At 38.1% G+C, this 12,710-nt stretch carries 10 protein-coding genes; 4 read left to right on the top strand and 6 right to left on the bottom strand.

Going from position 1 to position 12,710, the window contains the following annotated elements; genetic code table 11:
* Positions 1–85: 85 nt before the first annotated feature.
* Positions 86–1,372, bottom strand: a complete 1,287-nt coding sequence (locus J7R13_RS05395) for an RsmB/NOP family class I SAM-dependent RNA methyltransferase (protein ID WP_004858551.1) — start codon at positions 1,370–1,372, stop codon at positions 86–88.
* Positions 1,373–1,894: 522 nt separating this feature from the next.
* Here J7R13_RS05395 and J7R13_RS05400 point away from each other — a divergent pair.
* Complete coding sequence (locus J7R13_RS05400) at positions 1,895–2,044, top strand: hypothetical protein (RefSeq protein ID WP_004858550.1); 150 nt, start codon at positions 1,895–1,897, stop codon at positions 2,042–2,044.
* Positions 2,045–2,207: 163 nt separating this feature from the next.
* Here the strand turns inward: J7R13_RS05400 and guaB are convergent, their stop codons facing one another.
* The 3 genes from guaB to J7R13_RS05415 form a co-directional block, all read right to left on the bottom strand.
* Positions 2,208–3,707 carry an IMP dehydrogenase gene (gene guaB, locus J7R13_RS05405; protein ID WP_208437798.1) on the bottom strand — a complete coding sequence of 500 codons (1,500 nt, stop codon included), beginning with the start codon at positions 3,705–3,707 and terminating at the stop codon, positions 2,208–2,210.
* 151 nt (positions 3,708–3,858) lie between these two features.
* Complete coding sequence (locus J7R13_RS05410; protein ID WP_208437825.1) at positions 3,859–5,430, bottom strand: phospholipase D family protein; 1,572 nt, start codon at positions 5,428–5,430, stop codon at positions 3,859–3,861.
* 438 nt (positions 5,431–5,868) lie between these two features.
* Positions 5,869–7,242, bottom strand: coding sequence for a sigma-54-dependent transcriptional regulator (locus J7R13_RS05415; protein ID WP_208437799.1), 1,374 nt, complete (start codon positions 7,240–7,242; stop codon positions 5,869–5,871).
* A gap of 252 nt (positions 7,243–7,494) precedes the next feature.
* Between J7R13_RS05415 and omp10 the strand changes: the two genes are divergently transcribed.
* A complete protein-coding gene (gene omp10, locus J7R13_RS05420) occupies positions 7,495–7,854 on the top strand; it encodes an outer membrane lipoprotein Omp10 (RefSeq protein WP_208437800.1) in 360 nt (119 codons plus the stop codon).
* A 260-nt stretch (positions 7,855–8,114) separates the two neighbouring features.
* Here omp10 and J7R13_RS05425 read toward each other — a convergent pair whose 3' ends face one another.
* Complete coding sequence (locus J7R13_RS05425; protein ID WP_208437801.1) at positions 8,115–9,107, bottom strand: KpsF/GutQ family sugar-phosphate isomerase; 993 nt, start codon at positions 9,105–9,107, stop codon at positions 8,115–8,117.
* A 39-nt stretch (positions 9,108–9,146) separates the two neighbouring features.
* Complete coding sequence (gene galU, locus J7R13_RS05430; protein WP_208437802.1) at positions 9,147–10,037, bottom strand: UTP--glucose-1-phosphate uridylyltransferase GalU; 891 nt, start codon at positions 10,035–10,037, stop codon at positions 9,147–9,149.
* A 275-nt stretch (positions 10,038–10,312) separates the two neighbouring features.
* On the opposite strand from galU, the gene J7R13_RS05435 reads away from it, so the two are divergent.
* Both J7R13_RS05435 and J7R13_RS05440 read left to right on the top strand, forming a co-directional pair.
* On the top strand, positions 10,313–11,569 hold the full coding sequence (locus J7R13_RS05435) for a lytic murein transglycosylase (protein ID WP_208437803.1): 1,257 nt from the start codon (positions 10,313–10,315) through the stop codon (positions 11,567–11,569).
* 69 nt (positions 11,570–11,638) lie between these two features.
* Positions 11,639–12,646, top strand: coding sequence for an SGNH/GDSL hydrolase family protein (locus tag J7R13_RS05440; RefSeq protein WP_208437826.1), 1,008 nt, complete (start codon positions 11,639–11,641; stop codon positions 12,644–12,646).
* Positions 12,647–12,710: the final 64 nt, after the last annotated feature.

Below are 12,710 nucleotides of genomic sequence, written 5' to 3' on the forward strand. Positions count from 1 at the left end.
TTAATCTTTCTCTTTTCACAAGCCTGTTCGCTTCAGAAAAAGATTTTTCTCGTAAAATCTAAGATAAAAAATGCAAAAATATGTATCAATGTTTTTTTTGCAACACAGATAAAAAGAAACCATCTGTTTTTGTTGCTGCTGGCGATAACGTAAGTCCATGATTTGAAAAAATTGGTTGCACAGACGAAAAACTAAAATGTTGCTGCCAAAGTGTACGCATATTTATTGGATAAAAATTAGAATGCTGTTGAAGAAAACGGGAAATTTGTTCCTCATTTTCATCCACAAAAAGAGAGCATGTAATATAGACTAAACGCCCGTTTGGTTTAAGATAATCTATAGCCTCATTCAAAATAACCTTTTGTTCTGTTTGGCGTTGTTTTACCTGTTCTAACGTCAAACGCCACTTCGTATCTGGCCGCCGCCGCCATGTTCCTGTACCACTACATGGCGCGTCTAGCAGCACAATATCCATCTGACCGACCAACGGCTTTAATTCTTCTACATTCCCACGTGCCTGTACATTACGAACACCGGCACGTCGAAGACGATCAAAAATGGGAGCCAAGCGGGCTTTGTTTGAATCATAAGCATAAATTTGTCCCTGATTCTCCATACTGGCAGCTAAGGCTAATGTTTTTCCACCAGCTCCAGCACAATAATCCAACACCTGCATACCTGCCTTTGCTTCTACAAGATAAGCAACAATCTGAGATCCCAAATCCTGTATTTCAAAGTGTCCCCTTTGAAAAGCTGGCTCCATCTGAACATTGGGATGACGGCCAAACTTTTCAATCGGCGCAATTCTTAAAGCTTGCCGAAACCATAACAACGGTTGAGCTTTGGTTTTTGCTAATTCCTTGAATACCTTTTCTGGTGTTACCTTCAAGCTATTCACGCGTAAATCTAAAGAAGGACGTGTTGCTAATGCAGCAGCTTCAATGACCCAATTGTCGGTAAATACAGGAAGAAGATGCGCTTGACACCATTGAGGAATATCACCACGAATATAGTCTGGCGCATCAATTAATTGCTGTTTTTGCCACGATTGGCGCTGTTTAGAACCTAATACCTGCGGTGCAAATCTATCTCCTTCTAATTCACTATCAACTTGTTCAATCGTCATTTTTCCAGTATCTAATAAGGTGCCGAAAACGACATCCCTCATGTCATCACTCTCCATACGCCATTGTAAAGAATAACGTCGTCTTAAAACATCATAAACGATTGTACCAATTGCAGCTCGGTCGCTTGCTCCAGCAAAGCGATGAGAAAGTCCCCAATCTTTTAAAGCTTCACCTATTGGGCGATGCCGAGTTTCTATCTCTTTTAGAATATCTATTGCCGCATATAAACGCCCACCTAAGCGCATTGATTTCTCCTATTTTGATTTTTACAAGACTCTACACAATTTAAGAAAAAACAAATTCATCTTTTTTGACACCAACGGAATTTTCTCAAACCCATGTAAAATTTACATTAGAAGCAGATTCTTATTACGCTTTTTTATAGCATCCAAAATTTTCTTCTTATGTGCTCCTTATGCGCACCTTTTAACTTTCTAAAATAGATGGAATCCTTTTTGACACTGCAAGACAAGTAGTCATCCCTAAGATACCTCTTCCAGTTATACGTACGCAAAACCACCAAACTTTTAATTACCGCATAAAATAAGAATTTTGTAGCCTTATATAACAGCACATAACATCAAGTATTCACTATCTTGAAAATGCTCTCTTCCTGAAAAGGTGAAAAAACAGCTCTACTAAGACCATGCAAATACATCTTATTCTCGATAAAACATTAACTTTTTAAAAAACGCTTGGAACCACTATTTGGCATGACCGTTTTTACTGTACTGGCTTTAAGTCAGCTAATTTAAAAGGAGAAAATAATGAATACTTACAATAATGGGAAAACAACTTCATCTAAAAGCCGTCACAATACAACACCCTCAAACAATGGAAAGAAATCCGTCCAAGGTGATCAGGCTAACACTCGCCAACGCGCGTCAAAGTCGGTACGGAAAACTACAAAAAGTTAATTTCCTTAATTTTATATAACCTACAGAAAGAATTGGGACATCAGCCTCCAATTCTTTCCTTTTTAGGATCGTTGCACCACATCACAAAGAGAAAAAATGGTAGATTTCCTCTCTTCTCCCAAAAGATTTTATGCCATGTAACATGGCGCTAAAACCTTATACATCAAACAGGACCTCGGTAGTTTGGACTCTCTCGTGTAATAGAAACATCATGTGTATGACTTTCATGGAGTCCGGCATTGGTGATACGAACAAACGTTGCTTTTTTACGAAACTCTGCTAGATTTTTCGCCCCAACATACCCCATCGAAGCACGCAACCCACCAGCAAGCTGATGTAGAACCGATGCTATAGGACCTTTATAAGCCACTTGACCCTCCACACCTTCAGGAACCAATTTAAGCTCATCACGCACTTCATCCTGAAAATAACGATCTGCCGATCCCCGCGCCATAGCACCAACTGATCCCATACCGCGATAGGCCTTAAAAGACCGTCCTTGATAAAGATAAACTTCACCAGGACTTTCTTCCGTACCTGCTAAAAGAGAACCGATCATAGCAGCACAAGCCCCACCTGCTAAAGCTTTAGCAAAATCACCTGAAGCTTTAATCCCGCCATCCGCAATGACAGGAATCCCCGCTTTTTCAGCAACTTCTGCAGCATTCATAATAGCTGCAAGTTGAGGCACACCAACACCTGCAACAATTCGTGTTGTGCAAATAGAACCAGGACCAATACCAACCTTCACTGCATCTGCACCACAATCAATTAACGCCTGCGTTGCTTGAGAAGTCGCTACATTACCAGCAATAACAGCTGTAAAGGGCGCCATTTTTTTAATTTGCTCAACGGTTTCTAATACACGTTGAGAATGCCCATGTGCTGTATCAATCACTAGTACATCAACACCAGCATCAATGAGTCGTTCAGCCCGCTCAATCCCATCTTTCCCCACACTACTAGCAGCTGCAACACGCAAGCGTCCTTGGGAATCTTTGGCAGCATTTGGATTTAACTGTGCTTTTTCAATATCCTTAACTGTTATCAAGCCGACACAGCGATTTTGTTCATCTACAACCAATAATTTTTCAATACGGTGATGATGTAAAAGATACTTCGCTTCACTGAGTTGGACATTTTCACGCACTGTGATCAAATTTTCATGCGTCATTAATTCATAAATTTTTTGTTTTGGATCCGATGCAAAACGCACATCCCTATTTGTTAAAATGCCAACAAGACGCCCAGCAGTTTTATCTTTAGCACCATTTTCAACAACTGGAATACCCGAAATACCATGAGAACGCATTAAGGCTTTTGCTTCTTCAAGTGTTGCATCTGGCCCAATTGTTACTGGATTAACAACCATACCAGATTCAAATTTCTTTACCTGGTGCACTTCTTCAGCCTGCTCTGCAGGAGACATATTACGATGGATAACACCAAGACCACCCGCTTGGGCCATAGCAATTGCTAAACGCGATTCTGTCACAGTATCCATTGCCGCAGAAAGTAATGGTAAATTCAACTCAATATCAGCTGCAATACGCGTCTTAAGATCTACTTGGCTGGGCATAACAAGAGAATGACCAGGTTGTAGAAGCACATCATCAAAAGTCAGTGCCAATGCACCTGTCCCTGTTTCAACAATCTTTGCCATAGCCAAATTCCTTTTATAATAAAACACCGCAAGGTGTTTTTAAGATACAACTGCGGTTCTCATAGGTTGTGGATTGGCAGGAAATTATGCCATGCTACAAGAAAAATAGAAAGAAAAATTAAAACAATTTTCTGATTATAGTTTATAAAATCTATAATTGTGATTCAATGGGTAACCAACTTATTATTTTGGCAAACGCACGACGTCCAAAGTTGCTTTCTGGCTCATAATCAACGCTTTTCTGTTTTTCGTTTTCAATAAAATCCCAATAAATACGGTTATTATTACCAAGACGGAGATGATAACTCATTTCACCCGTTGTTTCTTCAGAAAAAAGCAAGTCTAACCTCGCTGTAATTGGTGCACATTCAAAAAGAATTCCCATTTCTGTATTCAACGCAGCTGACCTAGGATCAAAATTTAAAGAGCCAATAAAAGCGGTTTTACGATCAACTAAAAAAGCTTTAGTATGTAAACTTGCCCTACTTGATCGAAAGAGCCGTAATCCGTGCGTGTTTCCGTCTGGTTTTAACTCATAAAGTTTAACACCATTTTTCAAAAGTGCCTTACGATATGGTACATAGCCACCGTGCACCAGTGCTACATCAGTGGCTGCTAAAGAATTTGTAAGAATTTTTACATCAACACCCTTTGAAACCAAATTGCTAAAATTCTGCGTACCTATTTTACCAGGGACAAAATAAGGTGATGTAATTTGGACCGTTTTTTTGGCATCTCCAATAACCTGTGAAAGTGCCTTCATAAGCCAATTTCCTGCTTTTTTACGCAATGCTTTTTCCGGAGGATCAGAAAGCACTATAACCTTATCTGCTAAAAATAATCTCTTCCCTGTCTGAATAAAACAGTCAAAATTAATATGCTCCTTGACATAATCTAAATAAACTTTTGCAACCTTGGAATCACGAAATTTCCGTAATTTATCTTTCCAATAACAAAGGTCACTCGCACTTTTAGGAACAACTAAAGTATGAATCGGCAAAACGACAGAACTATTCCAAAAGTCATCAAAAATGGTTTCCACCTTTTTAACCGAGGGACCGATTAACATTAGATCTAAATCTCGAAAATGTGATTTCTCACCAACATCAAAATAAGAATCTGCAAGATTGCGTCCTCCTACAAAAGCCACCCGACCATCCACAATAAAAGCTTTATTATGCATTCTGCGCGTTACAGTAATTGCCCGCAATATAATCTCTAAGCCACGGCGTAATCCCCCCTTACGTGACAGCCCTGGATTAAACATTCTTACTTCAATATGAGGGTGTTTATCCAGTGCAATATAAGCTGGATCACGTGCCTGAGCGTTAATATCATCTAAAAGAAGACGCACCCGAACACCACGCTCAGCCGCCTCCACTATTTCACTTAATAATAAGCGCCCCGTTAAATCATCATCCCAAATATAATACATCAGATCAAGGCTACGCCCCGCCTGTGCTGCACCTATTGCGCGGACACAAAACGCATCCAAATTGCTGATAATGAGTGAAAGGGCATCTTTGTCAACCCCTAATCCATCCTTCTCCTCTGCCAATCGACTTACTATACGATCAAACTTGGTTTCATCTTTCTTAACAGCTAATGCATAAGAACACACCCCTCTAGCACTTTTCACAAAACGTCCATAGGTGTAAATCGCCAACATAGACGCAATAAAAAAAAATATGATACAACCAATAACAATCTGTAACAGAGTCAAAGAGGATAAACTTTCCATTTTTAAGATACCGTATCACCCCCGATACGAACCAAAACATTAAAATTAATGATCCTATCTTAATCATTAAAACAGATAGAATGCCATCTTTTGATTAAGAGAATATAAACCCCATATCAATGATTTCAGAATTTTAGCTCTCATTCTAAAAAGTGTAAAAGCTATCTCTCATCTTAAACGAATGTAAAATTACCTAAAGTTGTAAAGACTACAACAAAAAAGGAATTTAAAATAATTTAATCAAATAAAATCAATACTTATTAAGTCTTCAAAATTATCTTCAATAGCTAAAATCTATAATAGACAATATTTCTTTTAAAAGCCAAAACCCCTCCCTTGCTTTTACTAAAAACCACTACACTTTTTATGAAAATCATGCTTCTCATAAATGGAAATTTATTGTGGATTTTACTTGCGTTCTTAGCTTTTTCTTGCTCTCAATTCCTCTATTTTTCGATACAGAGTAGAACGACCGATATGAAGACGACGAGCAATCTCACTCATATGTCCCTTATAGTGTTGAACCGCTTTCTCAATAATATCACGTTCCATCTCTGCGAAAGTGCGAACATGCCCATCAGCATTTAAAAATTGTATCGATTTTTGTTCATGATCTTCTTGAACATCACTCTCAATGATATTTGGAACGCTTATCAATAGATTCCCCATTAATTGGGGAAAATCCCGTACAGTTAACAATGGCCCTTCACTGAGTAAAACTGCACGAAATAGAAAATTCTCAAGTTCACTACGATTACCAGGCCAATCATACTGCATAAGCAACGAAAGAGCTGATCCTGCCAAACCATGTACATGCGATCGCCCTGTTTCTGTAATAATACGATCAATTAAACGCTGCGTAAGCTCTGGAAAATCATCTCTCAATTCCCGCAAAGCAGGAACACTAATTGATAATTGGGAAAGTTGTTCAAACAAACTGCGCGAAAAACAATCTTCTTTAACCAAATCTGAAAGCCGCGATGCTGAAATAGCCATGATACGAAATAGAGGAGGACTATTTTTTGCTGCTTTTTCCCTCTCTTGAAGATAACCAGCAAAACGCTTTTGCTGTATGGGCTCGAGTCGATCAACATCACAAAGGCAAAGAGTCCCCTTTTTAAGAGTAGAAACCAGTGGCAAAAACTCTTTAAACCACTGACGTTCTTCTTCCTTTGGGTCAACGATAGCTGAACATTGAAAGCGAATAAAAGCCCCCTCCGACAACAAACCTTCATGATGAATAATGCGTGCTAGTGTTTCACGACCAGTTCCACCTTCACCTTCTATCAAAAGATTCTGTAAAGAAGCAGCTGCATTCCTCGACTGTTCCAGAACTATCTGCATTGCCCTACTTTTTATGCAAAGGTCAGCAAAGCGCAAATGATTCTCATTTTTTCGCCGAATATAACGAACCTCACGCTCTAATGCAGAAACAAGAGCAAGAGTATCTAACGTGACTCTTAACCGTAATGATGTAACTGGATGAACCAAATAATCAATAGCTCCAGCTGTTAAAGCTTTCTGGAGTAAACCTTGATTCTCTTGTTGTGCTATCACAACAATAGGAACAGAAACACCAGCAACCCTAATCATTTTAATCAAATCACCCACACTCAAATCACTCATAGCGACATCAAGGAGTGCAAGCACAATATTTTTACGTCTGTGTAAAAGATCGATCGTACGGAGTCCATTTTCTGCTTCAATGACACGGTGACCAAAACCTCGGAGCATAGCAGAAAGCTCTACACGTCTTCCATAATCTTCACTCGCAACAAGAATGGGACCAACCATAATTTTAATAATCTCCTTTGAGACTATTAAACGGCTTAATGTAAAAATTGTTGTAAACCATAAGAAATATTTAGCCTCTTGTGTTTTATCTACGAATTTCATCAAGCTGTTAATTAAATACAACATTAAGGCATTTTTTTCTATTTTTTGCCTTTTCATTGATTTTTATCAAATTTTTCATCTTGACTCACGGAGTAATTTAACAATGTTATGCAAGTTAGAGAGCAAAGCAATATAAGTAGAGTGAAAAAAATGAAATATATGTGCCGTATTTTATATCTTACGATCATCGCTTTAGTATTAAGTGCCTGTAGCTTTTCACAATATTATGGCCAAAATATACCGGCTGGAATTGATGGTAAGTGGGTTGATGAAAACGGTATCATTTCTTCTTTCCGTGAGGGCATTTTTGAAACACGCGCAGCAGATACAGAAGAAAAACTATCCGAGGGTACATATAATTATGTCAGTGCCCAACATATAGAAATGGAAATACGCTCCATTCTCCGTGGGACAATATCTCGAGTAAATTGTATAATGTCACGTGAGGCAACACAACTTTTCTGCACGTCACATACAGGATCACAATTTTCTCTTAATAGACAATTTTAAATGAAAGCTACAGCTTTTATTAGAAATATGGTGAGCATGCATAAACAGGAGGTGGTGATTTCTCCTCCTGAGAGGGGTTTTATCAAAAATACGTAAAGATATTAGCCCCCTCTGCTGGCAGAATTTTCTAACACCATGGAAAACAATCATCCTTTCTCTAAGAAACATCAATAAAAATGCTGCACAATAAAATTTTGTTTTTTTATTGTTGAACCTATTTTATCTCAACATGAAATTTGATATGATATGGGCGCTCTAACTTACGCAGCACCAATGCGCAAAAGATCATGAAAATGAACAATTCCCACCGGTTTTTTATTCTCGACTACGAAGAAAGCACCTATATGGTGATCATTAATAAAAGCCGTTGCGGCACCAACTAGTGTATTTGGTTCCACAATTTTAGGATTTTTTGTCATCACCTCATCAACATTAAATTTTGATAAGTTAAAGTGAATGTTGCGTGCAAGGTCACCATCGGTCACAATCCCAATTAATTCACCTTTTTGATTGACAACGCCAACACAGCCAAAATGTTTTTCAACCAAAACATTCATCGCTTCAGTCATAGTTGTTCCCTGCACAACCAAAGGAAGACGATTACCCTTATGCATAATATCACGCACATATTTTAGGCTTGCACCAAGAGAACCACCAGGATGATAAATTTTAAAATCCGTTGCAGTAAAGCCACGCATTTCTAAAAGAGCAACAGCTAATGCATCTCCCATCGCCAATTGCATAACAGTTGAAGTTGTAGGAGCAAGCCCGTGGGGACAAGCTTCTTCTATCTTTGGCAACAAGAGTACGATATCAGCTTGTCGCCCTAATACAGAGCTTTCACCCGAGGTTATGGCAATAAGGGGCGTACGAAAACGCGCAGCATGATTAATAATGCCATTTAATTCCAAAGTTTCACCTGACCATGACAAAGCAAGAATAACATCATCAGAGCCAATCATACCAAGATCACCGTGATTGGCTTCCGCAGCGTGAACAAAAAAAGCAGGCGTCCCCGTCGAAGCTAAGGTTGCTGCAATTTTTGTACCTATATGACCACTCTTCCCAAGTCCCGTAATTACCACATGACCATTAGCATTTCTGATGGTTTGAACAGCAGCTTCAAAAGAGGAAGAAAGACTTCCAAGAAGAGCTGTTTCAAGAGCTTCAAGTCCTTGTTTTTCACTCGCAAGCGTTTTAAGCGCCGATGTAATGGCGCCCTGCAACACCATATGAGAAGATTGTATTATCATAATCAAGTTTGATAGATGAAATTAAACGAGAGATCTATATTATTTTTCAATTTTAATAGTTTCTAGTAATTTTTTTAATGAAGTAGAAACTTGGCTATGCATATCAGCACGCGCTAAAGAAAATGCAACATTGGCTTCAATAAAACCAGCTTTAGAACCACAATCAAAAGTAAGACCCTCTAACTGGAAACCGAAAAAATCCTGCTCCTTTGACAGTCGTACCATCGCATCTGTTAATTGAATTTCGTTTCCTGCTCCTCGTTCTTGACTGGAAAGAATATTAAAAATTTCTGGTTGCAAGATATAACGTCCATTAATGTATAAATTTGATGGTGCTGTTCCTTTTGTTGGTTTTTCTACCATTTTTGTGATTTTAAAACCGTTTGCAATCTGCTTTCCTTGTCCAACTATACCATATTTATGAGCTTCTTCAGGATTGCACTCCTGAACCGCGATGATATTTCCTCCACCCGTTTCCTCATAAAGATTGATCATCTCAGAAAGGCAGCCCTTTTTAGCTTGTATAAGCATATCCGGTAATAACAAAGCAAAAGGCTCCTCACCAACTAATTCACGCGCACACCAAAGGGCATGTCCTAACCCCAAAGGCTGCTGTTGCCTCGTAAAAGAAGTTGACCCTGGTAGAGGCTGTAAACCATGTAAATGTTCAAGTTCTTCTCTTTTACCACGTTCGGCAAGAGTCGTATATAACTCAACTTGCGCATCAAAATAATCCTCAATGACTGCTTTATTGCGTCCAGTAACAAAGATAAAATGTTCAATACCAGCTTCACGTGCCTCATCTACAACATATTGGATAACGGGCTTATCAACAACAGTCAGCATTTCTTTAGGAATTGTTTTTGTTGCGGGAAGAAAACGTGTACCAAGACCCGCCACAGGAAATACTGCCTTCCGGATTTTACGCACTCTTATCCTCCTGCTTCTTATGAATCTTATAAATTTCTGATTTTACTTAACATATGTTTTTACTAAATAGTAAAAAAGATATCTTATTGTTTTAATTGCCATTATAATGGACAAGAAAGAGATACAAGAATATGATAATTTATTGAGAATATTCCTTCAAAACAAATAATCTATTTCAACCTTTCTTATGCGTTTGATAACATTATCAATGATACCAAATACAAAAATAAAGTCCTTGCGCATCAAAAGACTTGAATATTGAGGGGAATTTAAAAATGCAAAAAACAGAATCTAAAATTTTCTCTTCTTTAGAAAAATCAATAAGTCGGAAAACTTTTATCATAGGTTTTGCTGTTCTTTTTTCTGCATTTTTAATGTTTTTTGCATCATTTTTACATGCTGATAGTGGTTTTAAATACTGGATTAAAGAGTTTAAAAAAACAGCTCTTGCTAACAATATTTCATCCTCTACGTTTGATATGGCTTTTAAAGGCGTCAATGCAATTGATCCAAAAGTTCTAGAAAGAGCTGCATACCAGCCAGAATTTGTCGACCCTTCATGGAATTATTTCGATAATCGTGTCCATGACATTGCAATTTTAGAAGGAAAACGCCAAGCCCAAAAATGGAAAAATTGGCTTTTTCAAATTGAGAAACGTTTTGGTGTTGACCGTAATATTCTCTTGGCTATTTGGTCAATGGAAAGCAATTACGGAAAAATTTTAGAAAATAAAAGTGTGATGCGTGATACCATTCGCTCACTTGCAACCCTAGCCTATGCTGATCAAAAACGCGCAAAATACGCGCATGCACAACTGATTGCTGCCATGAAAATTCTCCAAAGTGGTGAAATTACACGTGCACAACTTACCGGATCTTGGGCTGGGGCAATGGGACATACGCAATTTATTCCGAGCAGTTATCTCGCCTATGCCATTGATATGGACGGGGATGGACGGCGTGATATCTGGACTTCTGTTCCAGATGCTCTTGCTAGCGCTGCTAATCTTCTTCACATGAATGGTTGGCAGTCTAACCTCCCTTGGGGAGTAGAAGTTAAATTACCACAAGGAAAAAATTTCCCTGAGGATTGGTATTCCTTTGAGAAATGGGCAAAACTAGGTGTAAAACACGCGAATGGGCACCCCCTTCCTGCATCAACTGAACAAGCAATATTGAAATACCCAGATGGCCCCAAAGGACCTATATTCTTAGTAACAAAAAATTTCTTTGTTCTTAAACGTTATAATAACGCAGATCGCTATGCTTTCGCTGTCGCTCTTCTCGCTAACCGCATTGCTGGACATCATAAATTGCTTCAAGATTGGCAACGTCCATTTCAACCTCTTACGTTCCATGAGCGTCAAGAACTGCAATCTCGCTTAGCTGCACTTGGCTATTATAAAGGAGAAGTTGATGGCAAAATCGGTACAGTCTCTCAAAAAGCAATTAAAGCTTTTCAACTGCGTCACGGTTTAAAGCCAGATGGATATCCAACCCCTGCTGTTCTTTCTATTCTGCGTAAACAATAATCTGGAGTAAAGTGTTTGTCCCATTTCCGCCCTATATACTGGATTTTTCTGCTTTTCTCTCTCTTTACTATGGCTGTCATACAACCATCTCCAAGTAAAGCAACAAACTTTTTCAAATGGTTGTTGCAACATAACAAACAACAGCAACAACCACCGCAAACTATAGAACAAAAAATATATAAACCATTAAAAAAGACTGTATTACAAAAACCCGCACAAAAACTAAAAGAAGAAAATGCAAAACGTATTCTCGTCATAGGGGATTTTGTCGCTTCTGCTGTTGCCGATGCACTCAAAAAGCTTTTTACTGATAATCGCTATATTATCATTATAAATAATACAATGCCAACTTCTGGCTTAATCCAAACTGATCAGACTTCTTGGAAAAACAATATTTCTGAACTCATTAATAAAAATAAACCCGACGCCATTGTTATGGTGATAGGTGCAAATGATAATCAACCAATCAAAACGCTTCACGGCATATTCGGTACGCTTCAGCCCGAATGGCTAAACATATACAAGCAAAGAATTACCGAAATTGCTGAAAGCCTTCATACTTCTGGGAAACCATGGATATGGATGGGGCAACCTGCTTTTGGAAACGATAATTTAACACAAAAAATGAAATTTTTTAATGAGCTCTACAAACAAGCAACAGAAATGGCAGGAGGATATTTTGTCGATATCTGGAGTGGATTTATTAATGAACAAGGTCAATTTTCTTTTTCAGGCTACGATACAAATGGAAAAATCATTAGATTACGCACTCATGATGGTATCAATTTTACCTCTGAAGGAAAGAAAAAACTCGCTTCTTATTTAGAAACAAAATTAGAAAACATTTTAAATATCCACACATTATCCCATGAAAATTTACTTTTGATCAATGGCAACATTTCAAAGTTTACCCAAGAATCACAAAATATTGAACGCCAACCCCCAATGAGTCTTGATGACATGGCACAACAAAATACTGGCTTACTTAACAAAATAGATCAAAATTTCATAAAAAAATCATGGTTTCTACCAAATGGTCATCAAAAAGACCGAGCTGATAATTTTTCTTTCCCATGATGACTGATAAAAACACAGAGTCTCATATTCTCCAAAAATTAAAAGCTACAAAAATAAAAAATCT

Source organism: Bartonella taylorii 8TBB (assembly GCF_902825155.1).
Taxonomy (GTDB): Bacteria; Pseudomonadota; Alphaproteobacteria; order Rhizobiales; family Rhizobiaceae; genus Bartonella; species Bartonella taylorii_A.